The sequence below is a fragment of the Isoptericola sp. NPDC056134 genome (assembly GCF_042264825.1).
In the GTDB taxonomy this organism is placed as follows: Bacteria; Actinomycetota; Actinomycetes; order Actinomycetales; family Cellulomonadaceae; genus Isoptericola; species Isoptericola nanjingensis.
Genome location: NZ_JBHJVM010000018.1, coordinates 58,325 through 81,536, shown reverse-complemented (window position 1 = coordinate 81,536; position 23,212 = coordinate 58,325). Strand labels below are relative to the sequence as shown.

Genomic DNA, 23,212 nt, shown 5'->3' with positions numbered 1-23,212 from the left:
GGGCGGCCTCCCGCCACTCGCGCCGCCAGCCTTCGCCGGGCGGCCGACGCAGCACGAGCGCGAGGGCCGCGACCGTGAGGAGCGTCAGCGCCGCCACCCCGAGCGGCCCGGCGGGCCAGGGCAGGCGGCCGCCCGGCACGGCGGCGAAGGACTGGGCCACGCCCGCGATCCACCCCGTCGACAGGCCCGCCAGCCACGCGACGGGCAGGGCGACCCCGGGCGCCCACGGGGCGATCAGCGTGGCCATGAGCCCGAGCACGGTGGCCGGCACCAGCGCGGGGGTCGCGAGCAGGTTCGCCGGCACGGACATCAGCGGCACGTGCGGGTCGAGCAGGAGCAGCACCGGCCCGCACGCGGCCTGGGCGGCCCACGGGACCGCGAGCGCGAACGCGAGCGGACGGCCGGTCCACGGCGCGAGCCGGCGGGCGAGCGGTCCAGCCAGGAGCACGAGGCCGGCCGTCGCCGCGCACGACAGGACGAAGCCGTAGGACCGCGCGAGCCACGGGTCGACGACGAGCAGCACCGTCACCGCCGCGGCGAGGGCCGGCGCGCCCGAGGACGGCCGTCCCAGCGCCAGCGCGAGGAGCGCGGCTGCGCACGTCCACGCGGCCCGGAGCACGCTGGGTTCGGGCCGGACGAGCAGGACGAACGCCGTCGCGGCGACCGCGACGACGCCGACGCGCACGGCGCGCGGGGCCCGCGCCAGCGCGCACAGGGCGGTGAGCGCGGCGACCACGATCGCGAAGTGCCCCCCGGAGACCGCGGTGACGTGGGTGAGGCTCGTGACCCGCATCGCCTCGTCGACGGCGTCGGGCACGCGGCTCGTGTCGCCGACGGCGACACCTGGCACCAGCCCACGGGCCTGGGCGGACAGGGGGTCGGTGACGTCCAGGAGCGCCGACCGCATCGTGTGCGTCGCCCGCAGCAGGGCCGTCGGCGGCGCACGCTCGGCCGCGGGCCCCGACGCCGTCAGCCTGGCGAGCGGGCCGTCACCCGCGTCGACGGGGCGCAGCACCCCGGAGACCGCGACGGTCGCCCCGTAGCGTGGGGCCGCTCCGTCCGCGGTGACCTCGACGAGCCCCGCGGCGGACGACGCGATCCCGCGCGCCGTCACCTGCCGCACGGCCACCTGCCAGCGCTCGCCGTCGCCGAACGCGGCGGGCCGCGGCTCCGACACGACGCGACCGACCAGCTCGGCGTGCGCGCCCTGCCCGACCAGCGACCGCAGGGGCGCCTGCCGTGCCACCTGGGCGTGCGCCCCGAGCGACACCGCAGCGAGGCAGGCCAGCGCGACGACGACGTGCAGACCGGCGGACCTCACGCCGCCCCGCCGGCGCCGGCCCGCCCCAGTGGGCTCGGCCTCGCTCCGCCCGGGGCTCCGCGACCGCCACGGGTCCGACGGCGCCCACCGGGCGGGACGCGCCGCGACGACCGCAGCCCCTGCGACGACAGCGGCGAGGGCCGCCCCCACAGCCACCGTCCGGGCCCAGCCCAGCATCGGCCCCGTGAACGCCCAGGCGGCGGCCCACGACACCAGGGCGGCCGGCACGAGACGCAGGTCGACACGCCGCGTCGGTGGCGACGCCGGGTCGGTCCGTCGCGCGGCCGGCCCGGTCGCCGGGACGGATGCCGGCAACGGGACCGCGTCGGCAGGCCCGCCGGGGGCGTCCGACCGGACGGGCGGCGTCACAGCGTGACCAGGTCGCGGACCTGTCCGAGGACGGACGGTCCGATCCCGGACACCTCGTCGAGCTCGTCGACGCTGGTGAACGGCCCGTTCTCGTCGCGCCACGCGACGATCCGCTCGGCCAGCGCGGGGCCGATGCCGGGCAGCTCCTCGAGGTCCGCCGCCCCCGCGGAGTTGAGGTTCACGGCACCACCCGCCGACGCGTCGGACCCGCCTCCGGTCCCGTCCTCGCCGGCGCCGTCGGGCGCGCCTCCTGCCGACGCGACCTGCTCCCCTGGCCTCGGCACGCGGATCTGCTCGCCGTCGACGACCGCCCGCGCCAGGTTGAGCGCGGCGGCGTCGGCGCGGCGGGTCGTGCCGCCCGCGGCCGCCACGGCGTCCGCCACCCGGGCGCCCGACGGGACCGTGACCAGGCCGGGCTCGCGCACCTCGCCCACGACGTGGACGACCACGGTGCCCGGCGCCGGCGTCTCGGGAGTCGCGGGCACGCCTCCCCCGTCGAGGTCACCCGACCCTGCTGTGTCGGCTGCCGCGCCTGCTGCCCCGTCGGTCCCGGTGGTCGGGCCGGCGGACGGTTGCGACGGACCGGCGGAGGCGCCGGACGGCGCGTTCGCATCGGCGAGGGTGATCACGTCGTCGGGCCGTGCGGTCGCGACCACCGCGGCGACGACGGCCACGAGCAGGACGGCGACGGAGGCCACGACGGCCGCCCGCAGCCCGATCGACCAGCGGCGCGGACCTCCGCCGTCGTCGTGCCCGTCGACGGGGTGCCCGTGCGCCGCCGTGTACGCGGCGGCGACGTGCCGCGCCGATCGGCGGGCGCGCAGGCGGTCGGCGAGCTCGTCATCGTCGCCCGTCGCGCCCCACGACGCCGGGCCGACCGGAGACTCGCCGAGGGGGCCCGCCCACGCGTCGTGACCAGGGTCGTGACCAGCGTCGTGACCGCGGTCACCGCCGGCGCCCTCGCGCAGGGCGTGCCAGGCACGCAGCCGTGCGGCGGCCTCGCCGAGAGCCCGGTCCGGCTCCGGCTCGGAGCTGCCCCGCCAGTCGTCGCCCGCCTCCGGAGCACGGGTGGGAGGCGGCGCGGTGCCAGGCGGCGCGACGGCGGCCGGTGGCGGGGCGTCGGCTCCGTCATGGTCGTGGGGCAGCGTGGTGGTCACGCCGCGACGCTAGGGTCACCGACCTCCAGGCGGCCGCCGCACGCGGTGACCTGTGGACGGCACGCGCCTGGGGGCAGCCTCCTCAGGGCACTGCGCCGCAGGGGCGTCCGCCCAGCTCGGCGACGACGACGGCGAGAGCGCCCGTCCCGACGTGCGCGCCGAGCACCGCGCTCACCGGCGTCACGACCGGCTCGGCCCCGGTCTCCGCGGCCAGCCGCGCCGCGAGCTCGTCGGCCCGCTCGGGCACGCCCAGGTGGTGCACGGCCACGCCCGGTCGCTCGCACGTCTCGGCGCGCCGCACCGCGACCTCCACCAGCCGGTCGGTCGCCGCCCGACGCGTCCGGACGCGCTGCGTCATCTCGATCGCACCGTCGCGCATGCCGAGGATGGGCCGCACGCCGAGGGCCGTACCGAGCGCGGCCGCCGGGGCGGACAGCCGCCCGCCGCGGCGCAGGTGGTCGAGCGAGTCGACGAGGAACACGGTCGTGCTCGACCCCGCGACCTGCCGCGCGCGGGCGGCGACCGTCGCGGCGTCGTGGCCCTCGGCGGCGCACCGTGCCGCCTCCAGCGCCGCGAACCCGAGGGCCATCGCGACCGTCCGGGAGTCGACCGCCTGCACCGGGATCATGGCGCGCTGCCCGGCGCTCGCGGCGACCTCGACGGTGCCGGACAGCGCCCCCGACAGGTGGACGCCCACGACCGCCCGCGCGCCGTCGGCGGCGAGGTCGCGGTAGACGCCGGCGAACTCGGCCGGCGTGGGCTGCGAGGTGCTCAGCCGCTCGCCGGCGGCGATGCGCGCGGCCACCTCCTCGGGTGTGACGTCCACGCCCTCGCGCCACGACTCCTCCCCCGCCACGACGAGCAGCGGGACGACGACGGGCGCGAGGACGCCGTCGTCCGTGGCGGGCAGGCAGGCGGTCGAGTCGGTGACGACGCGGACCGCGCCACGCTCGAGAGGGAGATCGGAGGGCATCGGCGGGAGTCTACCGACGCCGCCCGGGACGACCCGGGCGGCGCGGCCGTCACTCGTGGTCGTGCGCCTCGTCGTCGTGCGCCTCGTGGTCGTGCTCGTCGGTGCCGCTCGCCTCCACGTCGCCCGAGACGCCGGAGATCTCGTTCGGCGCGACGTCCAGCTGGACGGACTTCCAGACCTCGCCGGACTCCACGTCCACCGCGTGCACGGACTTCGTCGCCGGGTCGGTGACGTACACGGACCCGTCCAGCGCGAGCACCGCGGGGCGCGGCTCCTGCCACTCGGCGGGCTCCTCCCAGGCGTCGATCACCGGGATCGAGGTCGTGAGCTTTCCGCTCTCCGGGTCGATGACGTGCAGCGAGCCGTCGGTACCCAGCACGAGCGCCTCGCCGTCGGCACCGCGGGCCAGGGACCGGAACGTGTAGCTCGAGGGCAGGTCGACCAGCGACAGGTCCCCGCTGCGCGTGTCGACGAGCGAGACGCGCGTGGGCCGCTCCAGCTCGGCGTCGGGGTCGGTCTTGTAGTCGCCGAGCACGACGGGCGACTCCTCGGAGCCGGCCTGGTTGCCGATGCGGCCGTAGGCGTCGGGCGCCTGCACCTTGGTGAGCTTGCCGTCCGCGTAGACGAGGACGCCGTCCTCGCAGCCCACGACGACGGCCTCGTCGGCCGCGACCGCCTCGCCGTGCACGCCCGGGCAGTCGTCGCTCACCGCGATCTCCTGGTCGTCGGCGTCCAGGACGCGCACGCCGGAGCGCGACTCCTCGGTGCCCTCGGTGACGAGGAGCGAGTCGTCCCCGAGCTCGACCGCGACGCCGTGGTGCGCCGACGGCGTCGTGAGCTCCCGCGCGGGGGCCTCGCCCTCGGCGACGTGGGCGGAGTCGAGCACGCGGACCTGGCCGGTCCCGTCGTCGAACAGGACCGTGCGGCCGCCGTGCACGACGACGTGGCCGGGCTCCTCGGCGGCGTAGGTGACGTCGGTGAGGCGCGGCTCGGACGTCCAGTAGTGGTGGTGGTCGCCGTGCGCCTCCGCCCATGCGCCGAGATCCAGGGCGCGGAACCCGCCGGTGGTGGAGGCCAGCAGGTGGCGGCCGTCGCCGGCGGGGTTGAGGCGCGTGAAGCCCTCGAGCGGCAGGTCGGCGACCTGCTCCAGCGTCTGAGCGTCGAGGACGACCACGCCACCGTCGTAGGTGAGCGCGATGCGTGCGGTCGCGGCGGCGGCCTCGGTGGCCTGGGCGGTCTCCGCGCTGGAGGGCTCGGCGGAGGACCCCGCCGACCCGGCGCCGTCGGCCGGGTCCGCGGACGCGCAGCCCGCCAGCGCGAGCGGAACCGCGAGGGCGAGGAGGCCCGCGGCGGACTGTCGGCCCCGGCGGGCGGGGCGGGTGGTGCGGGTGAGGGCAGCAGGCATGCGTCTCTCTCCAGGTCGGGGCAGCACGAAGAAGCCACATGAGAACGATTCCCATGTGCCCGAGTAGTGAAGCAGATGTGAGAACCGTTCTCAACCTCGTGCGTGCTCCTCGTCGCGCACCCGCTCCCCTGCCGCGCTAGCGTGCGGGCCATGGCCGAGGGGACACCGCCCACCGACGACGCCGACCTCGCCGCACTGCGAGCGGCCGCGGCGCAGGCCGCCGCCGAGGCGGCGGAGGCGAAGGCAGCGGCCGCCCAGGCGGCGCTCGAAGCGGCGGAGGCCGCCGCCGCACCCGCCCCCGATACGAGTCGCCCGGTCGCGACCGACGCCGAGCCTGCGGGCGACGCCAAGCCTGCGGACGACGCCAAGCCTGCGGACGACGCCGAGCCCGCGGCACCGCCGTCGTACGCCGACGAGGTGCGCGCGGGCTACGCCTCCGACGCCCCGACGCTGCCGCTCGGGGCCCTGCTGTCCGGCCCGCTGGGCGGCGACCCGGTGCCGGACGCGACGGTGCAGGTGGGCTTCCCGCTCGCGACGCTCAACCGCCACGGGCTGGTCGCGGGCGCCACGGGCACCGGCAAGACGAAGACCCTGCAGGGCATGGCGGAGGGCCTGTCGGCGCAGGGCGTCCCGGTGTTCCTCGCCGACATCAAGGGCGACCTGTCCGGGCTGGCCGTCGAAGGGCCGGACAGCCCGAAGGTCGCCGAGCGGGCGGCGAGCATCGGCCAGACCTGGGCGCCGACGTCGTACCCCGTGGAGTTCTACTCGCTCGGCGGCCTGGGCACGGGCGTGCCGATCCGCACGACCGTCACCGACTTCGGCCCGCTGCTGCTGAGCAAGGTGCTCGGCCTCAACGCGACGCAGTCCTCCAGCCTGGAGCTGATCTTCCACTGGGCCGACACGCGGCAGCTCGCCCTGCTCGACCTCAAGGACCTGCAGGCCACCATCGCCTACCTCACCTCCGACGAGGGCAAGCAGGAGCTCAAGGGCATCGGCGGCGTCTCGGCCGCCACGGCCGGCGTCATCCTGCGCGAGATCGTGGGGCTGCAGGCGCAGGGCGGCGACGTGTTCTTCGGTGAGCCGGCGTTCGAGACCGCCGACCTGCTGCGCACGTCCGCGGACGGGCGCGGGCTGATCTCCGCCCTCGAGCTGCCCGGCGTGCAGGACCGCCCTGCGCTGTTCTCCACGTTCCTCATGTGGCTGCTGGCGGAGCTGTTCCAGGAGCTGCCCGAGGTGGGCGACCCGGACAAGCCGCGCCTCGTCTTCTTCTTCGACGAGGCGCACCTGCTGTTCACGGGCGCCTCCAAGGACTTCCTCCAGCAGGTGGTCCAGACGGTGCGCCTCATCCGCAGCAAGGGCGTCGGCGTCTTCTTCGTCACCCAGTCCCCCAAGGACGTGCCCGCCGACGTGCTCGCCCAGCTCGGCAACCGCGTGCAGCACGCGCTGCGCGCCTTCACGCCCGACGACGCGAAGGCCCTGCGGGCAGCGGCCCGCACCTTCCCCACCTCGCCGTACGACCTCGAGCGGCTGCTGCAGTCGCTCGGCACCGGCGAGGCCGTCGTCACCCTGCTCGACGAGAAGGGCGCCCCCACCCCGGTCGCGTGGACGCGCGTGCGCGCACCCCAGGCCTCGATGGACCCGGCGCCGCAGCAGGTCCTGGACGCGGCCGTCGCGGCGTCGCCCGGGCAGGCGCGCTACGGCGCCGCCGTCGACCGCGAGTCCGCGTACGAGCTGCTGCAGGCCCGCGCCGCGCAGGACGCCGCCACCCGCGAGGCGACCGAGCGCGCCGCCGAGCTCGAGAAGGAGGCCGCACAGTCGCGCAAGCAGGCGGAGGCCGACGCCCGGAAGGCGCAGCAGGCCCCGCGGTCGGGCTCGACGTCGCGCGGCAGCTCGCGCAGCCCGATGGACGCCATCCTCACCAGCGTGGGCACGACCCTGGCCCGCGAGATCACCCGCACCGTCTTCGGCACCCGCCGCCGGCGCTGACCCTCCGGGTCGGCGGTCAGTCGGCCGTCAGGGGCGCGGCGTGCCAGATGCGGTCGAGGTAGTCGCGTACGGAGCGGTCCGAGGAGAAGAAGCCCGAGCGCGCCACGTTGAGCACGGCCGACCGGCTCCAGGCGTCCGGGTCCGCGTACGCGCGCTCCACCCGCTCCTGCGCGTCGAGGTACGCCTGGTAGTCCGCGAGCACCATGAAGCGGTCCTCGGTGAGCAGGTTGGACACGATCGGCTCGAAGACCGAGGCGTCGCCGCCGGAGAACGTGCCGCGCGCGACCAGGTCCAGGGCCCGGCGCAGCGACGAGTTCTCCTCGTAGTACGTCGAGGGCCGGTAGCCGGCCTCCGCGACGGCGCTCGCCTCCGGCTCCGTCAGGCCGAACAGGAAGAAGTTCTCGTCGCCGACGAGCTTCCGGATCTCGACGTTCGCGCCGTCGTCGGTGCCGATGGTGAGCGCGCCGTTGAGCGCGAACTTCATGTTCCCGGTGCCGGACGCCTCCTTGCCGGCCAGCGAGATCTGCTCCGACAGGTCGGCCGCCGGGATCAGGGTCTCGGCGACCGTGACGTTGTAGTTCGCCGGGAACGCGATGCGCAGTACCCGGGACACGTCGGGGTGGGCCGCGACCACGGCGCCCACGTGGTTGATGAGCGCGATGATCTCCTTCGCCATCACGTAGCCGGGGGCGGCCTTCGCGCCGAAGACGACGGTGCGCGGCGTCACGTCGCCGAGCTCCAGCTCCCCGGACGTGATGCGGTCGTAGAGCGTCACGACGTGCAGCAGCTTGAGCAGCTGGCGCTTGTACTCGTGCAGCCTCTTGACCATGACGTCGAGCATCGTGCCCGGGTCGATCGTGATGCCGTCGCGCGCCGCGAGGAAGGAGACCAGCCGGTCCTTGTTCGCGGCCTTGACCTCCCGGAACCGGCGGCGGAACTCGGCGTCGTCGGCGAAGGGCTCGAGCTCGCGCAGCCGGTCGAGGTCGGTGACCCAGCCGTCGCCGATGGCCTCCGTGACGAGCCCCGACAGCCCCGGGTTCGCCAGCTTCACGAACCGGCGCGGGGTGACGCCGTTGGTGACGTTCGTGAACTTCTCCGGCCAGAAGTCGGCGAAGTCGGCGAGCACCTTGTCGCGCAGCAGCTGCGAGTGCAGCTCGGCGACGCCGTTCACCTTCGACCCGCCGACCGTCGCGAGGAACGCCATCCGCACCGACCGCTCGGGGTGCTCGGCGATGATCGACATGCGCCGCACCAGCAGCTCGTTCCCGCCCGAGCGCTCGCGCACCTGGGCGAGGAACTCGTCGTTGATGCGGTAGATGATCTCCAGGTGCCGGGGCAGCAGCCGCCCGACCAGCTCGACCGGCCATACCTCCAACGCCTCCGGCAGCAGCGTGTGGCACGTGTAGGCGAAGCAGCGCTGCGTCACCTGCCAGGCGTCGTCCCACTCGAAGCCGCGCTCGTCCACCAGGATCCGCATGAGCTCCGGGATCGCGATGACGGGGTGGGTGTCGTTGAGCTGGAACACGATGCGCTCGGGCAGGTCGTGCAGGTCGAAGTCCGGCGGCAGCAGCTGGTCGAGGAAGTCGCGGATCGAGCAGGCCACGAAGAAGTACTGCTGCTGCAGCCGCAGCTCCTTGCCCTGCGGCGTGGAGTCCTCCGGGTAGAGCACCTTGGAGATGTTCTCGGCGAACGTCTGGGAGCGCACGGCCTCGGCGTAGTCGCCGTAGTTGAAGATCTTGAGGTCGAACGCGTGGGTGGCGCGCGCGCTCCACAGCCGGAGCGTGTTGACGCGCCCGTTCCGGTAGCCCGGCACCATCGAGTTGTACGGGACGCCCAGCACCTGCCAGCCCGGCACCCAGCGCGAGCGCTCGCGGCCGTCGTCGTCCGTGTACCTCTCCGTGTGCCCGCCGAAGCCGACCGTGACCTCGTGCTCGGGGTGGGCGAACTCCCACGGGTCGCCGTTGTCGAGCCAGGTGTCCGGCTCCTCCACCTGGCGGCCGTCCGAGAACGTCTGCCGGAAGATGCCGTACTCGTACCGGATGCCGTACCCGATCGCGGGCACGCTCATCGTCGCCAGCGAGTCGACGAAGCAGGCCGCCAGCCGGCCGAGCCCGCCGTTGCCGAGGCCGGGCTCCACCTCCACCTCGCGCAGCTCGTCGAGGTCGAGCCCCAGGCTCGCGAGCGCCTCGGCGGCGACCTCCTCCAGCCCGGTCGCGATGAGCGCGTTGTCGAGCTGGCGGCCCAGGAGGTACTCCGCCGACAGGTAGGCCACCGCCTTCGCCTGCGTGCGGTACTGGCTCACCGTGGTCTGCATCCACCGCGACATCAGGTAGTGCCGCACCGTGCGCGCGAGCGCGAGGTACCGGTCGTTGTCCGTCGCCCGTTCCAGGATCGTGCCCTGGCTGAAGTTCAGCTCGTGCAGGTACTCGCGCACGAACCCCTCGACGGTCGGCTCCGGGCTGGTGATCAGAGGCGTGGTCTCGGTCACGTCACGACAGTACACAGCCCGGGTGCGGTCGGCTCGGCCCGACACCGACCCGTCCGTCACTCCCCCACGAGCGTCACCAGCCGCGACCGGCCGGTCGCGTCCTTGATCGCCTGCAGCACGACGTCGGCGTGCGGCTCCAGCGCGCTGACCTTGTCCAGCGGCGCGCCCACGACGAGCTGGAAGCCCAGCCCGCGCCACGCGCCCACGGCACGGCCGGCGAACCGGGCGTCGGCCTTGATGAACGCCTCGTCGAGGAAGACCGGCGCGTACCGGGGGCGCTCGGCCCCGGCGTCGCCGAGCTGGTAGCGCAGGGCGGCGCCGACGATGAACGCGACGAGCTCCTGCGACTCGCCACCGGACTTGCCGGCGATGTGGTCGTAGACGCTCACGTGGTTGCCCTCGAGGTCCACGCACTCGGCGCTGACCCGCACGTGCTCGCGCACGTCCACCAGGCGCCGGCGCTCGGGGCTGTCGGGACGGATGCGGTCGATCAGCCTGCGCATCCGCTCGTACCGGCGCTCGTGCTCGGCGAGGGGGACGTCGCCCGCCGGGGCGGTGGCGAGCTCGCGCAGCCGGCGCCGGAACGAGACGACGTCGGAGGCCTCGACCGGGGTGGCGGTGATGCGCAGCCGGTGCGCGTCGTCGCGGAACGGGAGCGTGGCGAGGATCGCGTTGACGGGCTCCATGCGGTCACGGATCTCCGCCACCGCCTGCGCGATGCCGTTGTTGAGCCGCGTGAGCTGGTCGCCGGACATCTGGCGCAGGTGCGCCGACCACCTGTCGCGCAGCCGGTACAGCTGCTGGTACTCCAGCTCCTCGTAGATCCGCAGGAAGTCGGCGTACGCGCCGTCGGGGTCGGCGCTGCGGTTCGGGTCGGGCCAGGTGTCGTTGAACCGCTCGAAGAGGGCGGCGAGGGCCGCGCGTGCGGCACGCTCCGTCTCCTGCGCCGACTCGCGCTGGTGGTGCAGCTCGCGCACGACGGCGGCCACGGCCGTGGTGAGGTCCGCCAGGCCGCTGCCCGAGGTGCCCGCCACCCCCGACCAGCCGACCTGCGCCATCAGACCGGCCAGGCGCCGCTCCTGCTCCGGCGTGGGCTCGACGCCCTCGTCGTCGGCACGCTCGACGGCGTCCGCGACCTGGTCCACCTGGTCGCTGAGCTGCTCCCACGCCGCGCCGAGCTCGGTGACGCGCTGCTGCGCAGCGGCCCGCTCCCGGTACAGCTCGTCGACGCGGGCGCGCAGGGCGTCCTCGTCCGCCTTGAGCGCGCGCAGCACGTCCGAGCCCGCGACCAGCGCCTCGTGCCGCTCCTGCCGCTCGCCGAGCCGGGCCTCCGCCCCCCGCACGTCGAGGTCGTCCCAGGCGGCCCGCAGCGCGTGGCTGTACGCGACGAAGTGGTCGGCCTCGCCCTTCTGCCGCAGCCGGGCGCCGGCGAGCGCCTCCGAGGCCTGGCGCAGCTCCTGGTGCGCCGCGGCGATCTGCTCCGCGAGCTGCTCGAGGCGCCGGTGGTTGCTGAACCCCAGCACGGACGCCCGGCCCTGGCCGCCGTGCGCGCCCCGGCGCCCCTCCGACGTCTGCCCGGACCGGGCGAGCGCCAGGTCGTGCCGGGCGAGCTCCGTGGGGTCGTCCACGCACACGTAGGCGAACCACTCCGCGAGGCGCCCCGCGAGCCAGCCGCCGAACGGCCCGGCCTTGACCTCCAGCCTCCCCGGGAGGAGGGTCCGGTCAGCTTCCTCGTGCAGCGCCTGCCCGGTGGGCACTCCCTCGAACCGCACGCGCACCGGCGAGCGGACGGCGTCGATCGCGGCGCGGAACGCGTCCAGGCGCGTCTCGTCGACGAGGACCGTGACGGCGAAGCCTCCGAGCGCCAGGCCGATCGCGTCGCGCCACGGCTCGTACTCCCCGCGCACCTCGAGCAGCTCGCCCACGAACGGCACGTCGTCGGGGCGCAGGCCGGCGGCCCGTGCGAGCGCCTCGCGCGCCTCGTGCAGCTCGCGCGGCACGTTGCCGCGGCGCGCCTTGAGGGACGCCTCCTCGCGCTCGAGCTCGGCCAGGGCACGCATCGCCTCCTTCTCGCGCGCGGAGGCCTCGACCACCGCCTCCGACAACGCGTCCGTGTGGGTGTCGCGCTCGTCGAGGTACCGGCGGGCGTCGGCGTGCAGGGCGTCCAGCTCCCGGCGCGACGAGGCCTCCCGCTCCAGCGGCGCCAGGTGGCCGTCCAGCTCGGCGCGGGCGCGCCGGGTCTCGGCCAGCCGCTGCTCGGCCGCGCGCACGTCGCGCTCCGCGGCCTCGATGGCGTCGCCACCGTTGCGGCGCTGGTCGGCACGCACCTGCTCGAGCTCGCCCTGCGCGGCGGCGAGCCGTTCCTCGGACACGGCGACCCGCTCGGCCGCTGCCTTGTGCTGGGCCCGGTTCTCCGCCTCGCCCGCGCGCAGCAGGTCGAGCTGGGTGCGGTCGCGCCACGCCGTGAACGGCGTGACCGCCCCGGGCCCGCCTCCACCAGCGCCGCCGTCGGGCCCGAGGGCGTCCACGAGCCGCGCGGACGCGACGGCGTCGTCGACCGCCGCGCGGTGCTCCAGCATCGGGCGCAGCACGTCCACCTGCCGCTGCGCCGTGTCCATCTCGGCGCGCACCTCGCTGAGCTCGTCGAAGTGCTCGACGGCGCGCTCGGCCACGCGGATCGTCTCGGGCTCCTCGAGCACCATCGCCTTGTAGAGCGAGTCGACCGTGGTGATCTGCTGGCCGGCCTGGATGCGGCCGAGCAGCTGCATCGCCTTCTCACCGTCGCCCGCCGCGCCGATGCCCAGCGCGGCGTGCAGGCGCGTGGCGAACGCCTTGTCCGTGTCGAACGACGTCAGCCCCGCCGCGGTGAGCCCCGCCTTGCCGAAGCGCTGGGCCGCGAGCGGCTCGAGGTCGCGCAGGCTGAAGTCCGCGTCGACGACGGCGCGCACGGCCACCGTCTCGTCCGTGCGCTGCGCACCGCGCGGCACGTACCAGGCGCGCAGCGCCGTGAACCGCTCGCCCGCCTGGGACGACCAGGTCATCGCGATCGCCGACCAGGTGTCCGACGTCTCGCCGCGCAGCACGCGGTCCTTGGCGCGCGCCGACCCTGCGGTGCGCTCCTCGTCGAGCTTGCCGCGCGCGTAGGAGACGACGTTGCGCTGCTCCTGCCCGCGCGCCCGCCCGCTGGTGGCCGTGTTCGACGCGCCGTTGAACGGCGTCGTGTGACTCATCATGAGCGCGATGTACGCGTCGAGCAGGGTCGACTTGCCGGAGCCGGACGCGCCCGTGAGCAGCGTCGTCGTGCCGGCGAACCGCACCTCGTGGTAGCCGTGGTAGCCACCCCAGCTCACCAGCTGCATCGAGCGCGCGGTCCACTGCCGACCGTCCGACGCCGTCGGGATCAGCCCGAACAGCGACTGCTGCATGCGCGGCGCGACGACCTGCTCCGCCGGGTCGCTCGTGATTGTCATGCGCGCGACTCCTCGTCCTCGTCGACCGGCTCGGTCTCGTCGTCGTGGTCGGCGGCCGTGGGCGGCTCGGCCGACGGCGAGCGCAACCATGCGGTCAGCTCTCGCAGGCGCTCCACCGGGAGCAGGATCTCCACGACCGGCTGCACGCGGTAGCGGCCCTCGGCGACCTCGTCGAGCACGTGCTCGCGCACGAGGGTGGCGATCGCGTTGTCGACCTCGCGCCGGCGCGCGGCCAGGTTCGTCTCGTCCGCGGCGAGGAAGCCGAGCGCGTAGTCGACCAGCTCCTCGGCGTCGACGTGCGCCGCGCGCTCCCCCGCGCCCTGCTCCTGCCGGAACCGGTTGCGCGCGAACAGCATGAGCAGCGTCTCGACCCGCTTGTACGGCTCGTCCTTGAGGAGCACCGGGATGCTCAGCCCGGCCTCCCGGACCTGCCGCTTGTACGCGATCTCGTAGTCGCGATCGACGACGAGCTCCACGAACAGGTCGTGGCAGCGCGAGGCGAGCACGTTCTGGTGCGCGAGCAGCGCCTTCCACTCGCCGGGGTGCGCGGCCGCCGACAGGTACCGCCGCTGCAGCACCAGCGCCAGCGCGCGACGGGCCTCGTACGGGAGCACGCCCGTGTCACCGGCGAACAGCGCCGCGTCGTCGTCGGCCAGCGCGGGCACCTCGACGAAGGGCGCGCCGCCCGCCGCGGCGTCGGTCTCGGCCGCGTGCTCCGCAGGCGCCGTCGTGGTGTCGGTCATGCGTCCTCCTCGTCAGTCCGGTCGTCGGGCGCGTCGTCGGGCACGTCGTCGGGTACGGCGAGGCCCACCCGCGGCAGCACCAGGTCGCGCGTGCTGCCGTCGGCGCGCACGGCCGTCACGCGGCGCAGCCGGGCCGCCGGCACGTCGCCGATGCCGTCGTCGTCACCGAGGGCCTCGTCGAGCGCGTCCGGCGACGCCAGCTCCAGGTAGCCCAGCAGCTCGACGGGGCGGCGCAGCTCGGTCGGTCCGGCGGCGAACACCTCGTCCGCCGTGGCGCCCCCGCGCTCGCGCAGCACCCGGGCCGCGTGGGCGCCGGTCTCCTCGTAGCGCGGGCCGCCCATGCCGCGCAGTCCGCCCAGGACCTCACCGGGCGCGGCCCCGGCGTCGTGACCCGGATCGTCGAGATCGGCGAGCGCGTCCGGCGGCGTGTCGGGGCGCAGGTCGTGCAGCTGGGCGCGGAAGCGACCGAGGCGCGCCCGCTCCAGCCAGCGCAGCGGCTCCACGCGCGCGGCCCGGCCCGACGTCGGGAACCACTCCGCCATGGCCGCGGTCGCCTCGCGCAGCGCGCCGTCCAGCTCGCGGTCCCGCAGGGGGTTGTGCACCGTGAGCTGCTGCGTGATGGTGCGGGAGGCGCGCGCCTGCGCGTCGAGCACGCCGTCGACGGCGGCCAGGAGCTGGGAGTACAGCGCGCGCACGGACTCCCGGCGGTCGGCCGGCAGGTCCGCCGCGAACGGGTGCGCGAGCACCGCCCGGACCCGCTCGTCGACCTGACCGAGCAGCTGCGGGTCGCGCAGCAGCTCCATCGCCCCGGAGAAGGCGCGCCCCTCGGGCGTGCGCTCCATGAGCGAGTCGGAGGCCTCCAGGTAGGCGCCGAGCACCTCGCCGGTGGGCCGTTCGTCCTGGCGCAGGCTGGTGACGATGCTGCGCTGCAGCTCGGCGATCGACTCCGCCACGCGGGCGAAGTCGGCGGGCAGCTCGCGCACCAGCGCGGCCACGTTGTCGAACTGCTCGACCAGCCGGTCCGTGGGCGCCTGCACCACGGCGCCGCCGGCGTCGAGCCGGGCCAGCTCGGCCTCCGCCTCGGCGATCTCGTCGCGGGCGCGCGCGACCTGCTCCCGCAGCGCCCGCTGCTGCGACTCGCGGTCGGGCCGGGCGTCGCGCGCGAGCCCGTCCAGGGCCACGAGCAGCGTGCGGATGCGCGACTCGCTCACGAGGGCCCGCGCCCCCTGCGTGCGGTCGACGAACGCGAGCGCCTCCGCCGCGTGCGAGCTGACCTGGTACTGCTCGACACCGTCGTCGTCGAGCGCCCGCACCAGCCAGCGGCCCGCCACCCAGCGCGAGCACAGCGCGCGGGCCGCGTCGTCGGGCACCTCGTGGCCGGCGGCCCGCGCCTCGGCGAGCAGGTCCTCGACCTCCACGTGCATCTGCTCGGTCGGCACGGTGGCCCGACCGGGTGTGAAGATCAGCGACAGCAGGGCGACGACCAGCGGCCCCTCCTTGCGGTGCAGGAGGGCGAGCGAGGGCGTGCCGAAGGCGCCCCGGCTGCGTGCCAGGGCGCCCTCGAGGCGGACGGTCGCCAACTCAGACGACGATGTTGACGAGCTTCGGCGCGCGCACGATCACCTTGCGCACCGGCGCACCGTCGATGGCGCGGACCACGTTCGGCTCCGCCAGGGCGGCGGCCTCCAGATCGGCGTCCGAGATGGACGGCGCCACCTCGAGGCGGCCGCGCACCTTGCCCTTGACCTGCACGACGCACGTCACCGTGTCCTCGACGAGGTACTGCTCGTCGGCGGTCGGGAACGGCTCGCGCGCCAGCGAGCCGTCGTGACCGAGCCGCTGCCACAGCTCCTCCGCGATGTGCGGGGCGATGGGCGCGACCATCAGCACCAGCGGCTCGACCGCCGCGCGCGGCACCCGGTCCAGGGAGGTGAGGTGGTTGTTGTACGTGATGAGCTTCGCGATCGCCGTGTTGGGCCGCATGTGCTCCATCTCGACCCGCACGTCCGCGATCGCCCGGTGCATCGCGCGCAGCGTGGCGGTGTCGGGCTCGTCGTCGGTGGCGACGAGCCCGCCCGTCTCCTCGTCCACGACGTTGCGCCACAGCCGCTGCAGGAAGCGCTGCGAGCCGACGACGGCGCGCGTCTCCCAGGGACGCGACAGGTCCAGCGGGCCCATCGACATCTCGTACACGCGGAACGTGTCGGCGCCGTAATGCTCGTACATCTCGTCCGGCGTGACGACGTTCTTCAGGGACTTGCCCATCTTCCCGTACTCGCGGTTCACGGGCTCGCCGCGGTACGTGAAGCCGGCCTGCTCGTCGCCCTCGACCTCTCCGGCGGGCACGTAGGCGCCGCGGGCGTCGGTGTAGGCGTACGCCTGGATGTACCCCTGGTTGAACAGCTTGCCGAACGGCTCCAGCGAGGACACGTAGCCCAGGTCCAGCAGCACCTTGTGCCAGAAGCGCGCGTACAGCAGGTGCAGCACCGCGTGCTCGACGCCGCCGACGTACAGGTCGACGCCACCGGCGGGACCGGACGTCGCGTTGTGCTTCGGGCCCATCCAGTACGACTCGAGCTCCGGGTCGACGACCGCGGTGCCCTTCGCGGGGCCGTCGGTCGAGTCCGTGGGGTCCAGGTAGCGCAGGTAGTACCAGCACGACCCGGCCCAGTTGGGCATCGTGTTGGTGTCGCGGCGGTACCGCTTCGGCCCGTCGCCCAGGTCCAGGGTGACGTGCACCCACTCGTCGTTGCGACCCAGCGGGGCCTCGGGCGACGAGTCGGCGTCGTCGGGCTCGAAGGTGCGCGGCGCGTAGTCCGGGACGTCGGGCAGGTCGACGGGCAGCAGGTCGGCCGGGATCGCGACCGGTCGGTCGTTCTCGTCCCACAGGATCGGGAACGGCTCGCCCCAGTAGCGCTGCCGGCTGAACAGCCAGTCGCGCAGGCGGTACGTGGTCGTCCCCTCGCCGGCGCCGCGGGCGCTCAGCCACTCGACGATCTTCTCCTTGGCCTCCGCCACACCCAGGCCGTCCAGGCTGATCTCGTCGTTGGACGAGTTCACCGCCACGCCGTCACCCGTGTACGCGCCGGCGAAGTCGTCCGGCAGGCCGTCCGCGGGCTCGACGGTGCGGATGACGGGCAGCTCGAACGCCTCGGCGAAGTCGAAGTCGCGCTGGTCGCCGCCGGGCACCGCCATGATCGCGCCGGTGCCGTAGCCCATCAGCACGTAGTCGGCGGTGAACACCGGGACCGTCGCGCCGCTGACGGGGTTGATCGCCAGGTGCCCGGTGAAGACGCCGGTCTTCTTGCCGGCGTCGGCCTGCCGCTCGACGGCGGTCTTCGCGGCGGCCTCGCGCCGGTACGCGGCGACGGCCTCGACGGGCGTCGCGTGCCCGCCGGTCCAGACGTCGCGCGTGCCGTCGGGCCACGCGGCGGGGACCTCGTCCAGCAGCGGGTGCTCGGGCGCCACGACCATGAAGGTCGCGCCGAACAGCGTGTCCGGGCGGGTGGTGAACACCTCGACCTGCGCGCCCGCGCCGGCCGCGTCGTAGTCGGCGGTGCCGACGACGTCGAACCGGACGTTCGCGCCGGTGGAGCGGCCGATCCAGTTGCGCTGCATCGACTTGACCTTCTCCGGCCAGTCGATGAGCTCCAGGTCGTCGGTCAGACGGTCCGCGTAGGCGGTGATCCGCATCTTCCACTGCCGCAGGGACTTCTGGAAGACGGGCATGTTGCCGCGCTCGGAGCGGCCGTCGGCCGTGACCTCCTCGTTGGCGAGCACCGTGCCCAGGCCGGGCGCCCAGTTCACGGGCGACTCGTCGACGTAGGCCAGGCGCTGCGCGTCCAGCACGTCGCGCCGCTCGTCGTCGGAGAGCGCGTCCCACGACCTGCCGTCGGGCAGCGCGCGCTCGCCCGAGGCGTACTCGGCCTCCAGCTCGGAGATGCGTCGCGCACGGCCCTTACCGCCGTCGGCCTCGGCGTCGTACCACGAGTCGAAGATCTGCAGGAAGATCCACTGCGTCCAGCGCACGTACTCGGGGTCGATCGTCGCGAACGTGCGCCGCGAGTCGTGCGCCAGGCCCATACGGCGCAGCTGGCGCTTCATGGTGACGATGTTCTGCTCGGTGGTGGTGCGCGGGTGCTGACCCGTCTGCACCGCGTACTGCTCGGCGGGCAGGCCGAACGCGTCGTAGCCCAGCGCGTGCAGCACGTTGTCGCCGCACATCATGCGGAAGCGGCCGACGACGTCGGTGGCGATGTAGCCCAGCGGGTGCCCGACGTGCAGCCCCGCCCCGGAGGGGTACGGGAACATGTCCATGATGAAGAACGGCTGGCCCGTGCCGTGCGCGCCGTCGCCGTCCGTGAGCGCACCGTTCGGGTTGGCCGCCCAGAAGGTGCCCCGCTCCTCCCAGAGGTCCTGCCAGCGCTCCTCGATCTGCTGCGCGAGGGCCGGCGTGTAGCGGTGGGTGGGCTCGTGGGAAGGCGCGGTCGGCGCCTCGGATCGGGAGGGTGCGGTGTCGGGCGTGCTCACCCGGCGAGTCTACCGGCCGGGGCCGCAGGCCCCGGCCCTGTTTTCACACCCCGAACGACTCGACGAGCGGCCCTCCGACGGCCAGCAGCAGCCAGCCGACGGCGACGACGTACCCGATGATCAGGACCAGTCCGCGGTTGCGCACGACGGCGCGTCGCAGCCCGTCGCTCGCGGGCAGGTGGCGCTCCTGCACGGCGTGCACGACCTGGAACCACAGCAGCGGCCACACGATCGTCCAGACGACCATGCAGGCCGGGCACAGCCGGACCAGCGCGTAGAAGCTCGACCACATGAGGAAGAAGATCAGCAGCTGGGCGAGCACCGTCACCGCGAGCAGCGACCGGTGGTACCACCGCGGCAGCCGGGCGCCCGCGAGCAGCACCACGCCGGTCGTGATCACCACGGGGAACGCCGCGACCCCGATGTAGGGGTTCGGGAAGCCGAGCAGGGTGCCCTGCCAGGACGCCATCGCGACGCCGCAGTCGAGGAAGACGTTGAAGCTGCAGCTCGTCACCCGGTTCGGGTCCAGCAGCTTGAGGTACTCCTCGATCGCCAGCCACGACGCCGCCCCGAAGCCGACCCCGCCCAGCACGGTCAGCAGCACGCCGTACGTGCGGGCGGTCAGGCCGCGCGGGCCGGGCACGAGCGCAGCCTCCCCCGCGGCGTCGTCGGGGGTGTCGTGGGTCTCGTCGCGCACGCTCGGGCTCACGGGCGCGACCGTACCGCACGTTCCTGGGGGCCCGGCCCGCCGGCGGTCGCCGCCACGCAGGTCAGCCCGAGTGCGCCACGCGCTGACGGCCGAACGCCAGCACCATCGCCAGGCCCACCAGGGTGAGCGCGAGCCCCACCCATGCCGGCGCAAGGTACCCGTAGCCGGCGGCGATGACGAGGCCCCCGAAGAAGGCGCCGCTCGCGTTGCCGATGTTGAGGGCGGAGTGGCACAGGGCCGCGCCGAGGGACTGCGCCCGCGGCGAGAGGTCCATCAGTCGCGTCTGCATCGCCAGGCCGAGGGTCTGCGAGGTGACGGCCAGCAGGAACAGCCCGACGACGGCGGGCACGGGCGACGTCCCGACCAGCGCGAACAGCACCAGCGACAGCGCGGTCGCGACGAACCCGCCGATCACGGTGCGCAGCACGTTGCGGTCCACCAGCCTGCCGCCGAGCAGCGTGCCGACGGTCATGCCGACGCCGAAGACCGCGAGCACCCACGGCACCGCGCTCTCGGACATCCCCGCCACCTTGGTGACGGTCGGCGCGACGTAGGTGTAGACGGCGAACAGGCCGCCGAACCCGATGGCGCCGGCCGCGAACGAGATCCACAGCGGGCCGTTGCGCAGGGTGGACAGCTCCTGCCGGACGCTGGAGTCCACCGGCCCGTGCTCGGGGACGAAGCGCCAGACCCCCAGCAGCGTCACGGCGCCCAGGGCCCCCATGACGACGAACGCGACGCGCCAGCCCATGTTCTGCCCCACGGCCGTGGACAGCGGCACCCCGACGACGTTCGCGATCGTCAGGCCGGTCATCATCATCGAGACGGCGTGGCCGCGGCGCCCCGGCCCGGCCACCGCGGCGCCGACCGCCGCCCCGACGCCGAAGAACGCGCCGTGCGGCAACCCGGCGAGGAACCGCCCCACGACGAGGCTCTCGATCCCTGGCGCGGCCGCCGACAGCACGTTGGCCACCGTGTAGAAGCCCATGAGGCACAGCAGCAGCCGCTTGCGGGACATGCGCGCGGCGGCGACGGTCAGCAGCGGCGCGCCGACCACGACGCCGACGGCGTACGCGGTGATCGCGTACCCGACGACCGGGTCGCTGACGCCGAGGTCGGCGCCGATCTGCGGCAGCAGGCCCATCGTGGCGAACTCGGTGGTGCCGATCGTGAACCCGCCGACGGCGAGCGCGAACAGCGCGGCCCCGACGTGCTCGGGGCCGGGTGCGCGGCCGGTGCGGGCCGTGGCGCCGCTCGCGGGCGTGGTCGTCGAGGTCACTCGCCTCTCCTCGGGAGTCGGGTCGGGCACCGGGATGCTCGAATCGTTTCGAGACGAGGCGTCGACGACGGTGCGCCGTCCAGCGCTCACGTCGTCGGGGAACCGGGACAGCCTACGCGCGCACCACCCAGATGCGCGACGCCGCCAGCAGCCCGAGGTCGACGCCGACCTCGCGCCCGTCCGCCTCCCACGCCACGCCGACCGTCCCGGCGAACTCCCGCCGCGACGTCAGCCGCACCGGCAGGTCCAGGTCGATGCCGAGGTCCGCGAGGTACCGCAGCGCCTCGGGGTCGGCGTCGGAGATCCGGGCGACCACTCCCCCGGCCCCGGCCTCGAGGTCCACCAGCGGCACCGCCTCCGGGCGCACCACGCGCCCGTCGGCGAACGGGATCGGGTCGCCGTGCGGGTCGCGCTCCGGGTGGCCGAGCCGCGCGGAGATGCGCTCGACGAGCCGGTCGGACACCGCGTGCTCCAGCACCTCGGCCTCGTCGTGCACCTCGTCCCACGCGTAGCCGAGGTCGCGCACCAGCCACGTCTCCAGCAGCCGGTGCCGCCGCACCATCACGAGCGCGTAGCGCCGCCCCAGCTCGGTGAGCCAGACCCCGCCGTAGGGCTCGTGGCCCAGCAGACCCTGCGTCGTGAGGCGGCGCACCGTCTCGGAGACGGTGGACGGCCCCACGCCCAGACGGTCCGCCAGCAACCCCGTGGTGACCTTCTCGTCCGACCACTCCTGCGCCGACCAGACCGCCTTGAGGTAGTCCTGGGCGACGGGGGTGAGCTCGTCCGGGTCGACGGCCTGCGGGGGCGATGCGGGGGTGGGTGAGGTGGGTTCGGGCACGGTCCGAGCCTATCCGTGCGCCCGTCCCTACGGCCCGGGCGCCTCGTCGGCCGGCGGCACGACGTCGGGCACCGGCTCGCGCTCCCCCACCGTCGCCGTGCCGTCGGGCGTGACGCTCACGACCTGCACGTCCATCATCCGCCGCGTCGCGGGGTCGAACCGCAGCACCGTCATCTCGGCCGTGCCGTGCAGCGGCCCGACCGTCGGCTGGTTCGGCGCCGCGCCGGCGGTGGACCCGTTGACGTACCGGACGCCCTGCCCCACCTGCTCCGGCCCGGACCTGCTGTGCGTGTGTCCGGACACCTGGAACGGCACGCACCCCGTCTCGAGGGCGTCGAGGCCCACGGACGGCGTGTGGATCAGCAGCAGGTCGACGCCGTCGCGGTCCTCGCACGCGGTCGCGGCGAGGTCCTCCGACTGCTGCTCCGGCGTCCGCTCCCGCACGACGTTCGTGCCCACGCCGACGCGCGTCTCGAGCGCGTCCCGGTCTCCGAGGATCCGCACCCCCTCGACGTCGAGCACCTGGCCGTCCAGGATCTTCTGGCCGTGCGCCGCCTCCTGGTCGGACGTGACCTGCGAGTCGTGGTTGCCGTCCGACACCACCATCGGCACGCCGCGCGGGACGGCGGAGGCGAACGAGTCGACGCAGACCTTCTCCACCGAGGTGCCGTTCATGGTGGTGTCGCCCGCGTTGAGCACGACGTCGGCCCCGGAGCGTTCGATCGTCGTGCGGATCAGCGGCGTCATCCCCGTGTTGCAGTGCAGGTCGGAGATGACGACGAAGGTGACCGGCTCGTCCTCCGGACCGCCGCTGGGCAGGGCCCGGGGCGGCGCGACCGGCGCGGTGGGCTCGGCGGGGCCGGGGGACGCGAACTGGGTGCCCGCCGCGGTCGCGGACGCGGCCGCCTCCGACGCGAGCCGGGCGTCCCACGCGGCCGACAGGTCGTCGTCCGCGCTCGCGTAGAACTCCTCGTTGTCCTCGTACAGCTTGACGAGCTGCCCGCCGTACGTGTCGATGACGCCGGCGAGGCGCCCGGTGATCCGCGCGCCCTCGAGCGCCGTCCCGGCGAACACCGGCGACGCGGGCTGCCCCTGGGCGGTGCTGCCCGCCGCGCCGGACGACACCGTCGTCACGACGAGGGCCACGACCGCCACCCCCGCCGTGATCTCGCCCGTCCGGGGAGCCATCGCGTCGGCGAGCTCGCGCCGGCGCCCCGGCCCCAGCATCCAGCGCACCCCGAACCCGACCGCGACCAGCGCCGCGGCGGCGCCCAGCGAGCGCCACAGGGCGTTCTCCACCAGCGCGAGGGCGACGCTGCGTACCGCGACGTCCGGGCTGGAGAAGAACTGCAGGTAGCTCTCGAGATCCTGGCTGAGGGCCGTGAGCGTGTTGGCCGCGCCGACCGTCGTCAGGTCGGCGGGGATCTCCTTGACCACCACGTCCACGCCGAGCCCGAGCGGGAGCGGCGAGTCGATCTCCAGCGTGCCGAGCGGGCCGAGGTCGACCACGACGAGGCTGTCGTTGGTCACGGAGTAGACGGCCTCGTGGGGACCGAAGCCGAGCTCCGCGGTCGCCGTGCTCACCCCGAAGACGAGGCACGCGACGGCTGCGGTGACCCCGGCGAGGGTCCAGCGCACCCAGCGCTGCGGCGTCCTGCGCGCGCGGCGCCCCCGCCCGCCCGGCGGCCTCTCGTCCGTGTCCACGGCCGCGGCGGGCGGGGCGTCCGCGATGGCAGCGGCCGAGGTGTCCGCAGAGGTGTCCGCAGAGGTGTCCGCAGCGGTGTTCGCCGGGGTGGGCTCGTCGTGCTGGTCGCTCATCGCCTCCACCCTCGCCGAACGACGACGGCGGGGCCACCCTCCCCCCCAGGGGTGCCGCCGTCTGAGGGGTGGGGGGCCCCCCCCCTGAGAAGTCCGGGGGGCAGGGTTTTACTCGAACGACCTTAG

Annotated in this window: 14 protein-coding genes; 1 reads left to right on the top strand and 13 read right to left on the bottom strand. The window is 74.7% G+C overall.

Going from position 1 to position 23,212, the window contains the following annotated elements:
• The 4 genes from ACFCZN_RS16430 to aztD all read right to left on the bottom strand — a co-directional run.
• Nucleotides 1–1,321 (bottom strand): ComEC/Rec2 family competence protein (locus ACFCZN_RS16430; RefSeq protein ID WP_430557459.1); only part of this gene is annotated, 1,321 nt, incomplete at its 3' end.
• 365 nt (nt 1,322–1,686) lie between these two features.
• Entirely contained in the window at nt 1,687–2,847 is a 1,161-nt protein-coding gene (locus tag ACFCZN_RS16425; protein WP_430557458.1) for a ComEA family DNA-binding protein, read from the bottom strand.
• A gap of 82 nt (nt 2,848–2,929) precedes the next feature.
• On the bottom strand, nt 2,930–3,820 hold the full coding sequence (locus tag ACFCZN_RS16420; protein WP_430557457.1) for a DegV family protein: 891 nt from the start codon (nt 3,818–3,820) through the stop codon (nt 2,930–2,932).
• Nucleotides 3,821–3,869: 49 nt separating this feature from the next.
• Entirely contained in the window at nt 3,870–5,225 is a 1,356-nt protein-coding gene (gene aztD, locus ACFCZN_RS16415) for a zinc metallochaperone AztD (RefSeq protein ID WP_430557456.1), read from the bottom strand.
• Between the two features lie 150 nt (nt 5,226–5,375).
• Between aztD and ACFCZN_RS16410 the strand changes: the two genes are divergently transcribed.
• The gene (locus ACFCZN_RS16410; protein ID WP_430557455.1) at nt 5,376–7,211 is read left to right on the top strand and encodes a helicase HerA-like domain-containing protein; all 1,836 of its coding nucleotides are present in this window, start codon (nt 5,376–5,378) and stop codon (nt 7,209–7,211) included.
• 16 nt (nt 7,212–7,227) lie between these two features.
• Here the strand turns inward: ACFCZN_RS16410 and ACFCZN_RS16405 are convergent, their stop codons facing one another.
• The 9 genes from ACFCZN_RS16405 to ACFCZN_RS16365 form a co-directional block, all read right to left on the bottom strand.
• Nucleotides 7,228–9,699: a glycogen/starch/alpha-glucan phosphorylase gene (locus ACFCZN_RS16405; RefSeq protein WP_429764102.1), complete on the bottom strand. Its 2,472-nt coding sequence runs from the start codon at nt 9,697–9,699 to the stop codon at nt 7,228–7,230.
• 56 nt (nt 9,700–9,755) lie between these two features.
• The gene (locus ACFCZN_RS16400) at nt 9,756–13,169 is read right to left on the bottom strand and encodes an ATP-binding protein (RefSeq protein WP_430557454.1); all 3,414 of its coding nucleotides are present in this window, start codon (nt 13,167–13,169) and stop codon (nt 9,756–9,758) included.
• Nucleotides 13,166–13,912 carry a DUF4194 domain-containing protein gene (locus ACFCZN_RS16395; RefSeq protein ID WP_429764100.1) on the bottom strand — a complete coding sequence of 249 codons (747 nt, stop codon included), beginning with the start codon at nt 13,910–13,912 and terminating at the stop codon, nt 13,166–13,168. The genes ACFCZN_RS16400 and ACFCZN_RS16395 overlap by 4 nt, the downstream gene beginning before the upstream one ends.
• Nucleotides 13,909–15,492, bottom strand: coding sequence for a DUF3375 family protein (locus tag ACFCZN_RS16390; RefSeq protein ID WP_430557453.1), 1,584 nt, complete (start codon nt 15,490–15,492; stop codon nt 13,909–13,911). The genes ACFCZN_RS16395 and ACFCZN_RS16390 overlap by 4 nt, the downstream gene beginning before the upstream one ends.
• 1 nt (nt 15,493) lies before the next feature.
• The gene (gene leuS / locus ACFCZN_RS16385; protein ID WP_430557452.1) at nt 15,494–18,442 is read right to left on the bottom strand and encodes a leucine--tRNA ligase; all 2,949 of its coding nucleotides are present in this window, start codon (nt 18,440–18,442) and stop codon (nt 15,494–15,496) included.
• A gap of 43 nt (nt 18,443–18,485) precedes the next feature.
• Nucleotides 18,486–19,151: a vitamin K epoxide reductase family protein gene (locus ACFCZN_RS16380; protein WP_429764097.1), complete on the bottom strand. Its 666-nt coding sequence runs from the start codon at nt 19,149–19,151 to the stop codon at nt 18,486–18,488.
• Between the two features lie 61 nt (nt 19,152–19,212).
• Nucleotides 19,213–20,430, bottom strand: a complete 1,218-nt coding sequence (locus ACFCZN_RS16375) for an MFS transporter (protein WP_429764096.1) — start codon at nt 20,428–20,430, stop codon at nt 19,213–19,215.
• Nucleotides 20,431–20,542: 112 nt separating this feature from the next.
• Entirely contained in the window at nt 20,543–21,268 is a 726-nt protein-coding gene (locus ACFCZN_RS16370; RefSeq protein WP_429764095.1) for a metal-dependent transcriptional regulator, read from the bottom strand.
• 27 nt (nt 21,269–21,295) lie between these two features.
• The gene (locus ACFCZN_RS16365; RefSeq protein WP_430557451.1) at nt 21,296–23,086 is read right to left on the bottom strand and encodes a metallophosphoesterase family protein; all 1,791 of its coding nucleotides are present in this window, start codon (nt 23,084–23,086) and stop codon (nt 21,296–21,298) included.
• Nucleotides 23,087–23,212: the final 126 nt, after the last annotated feature.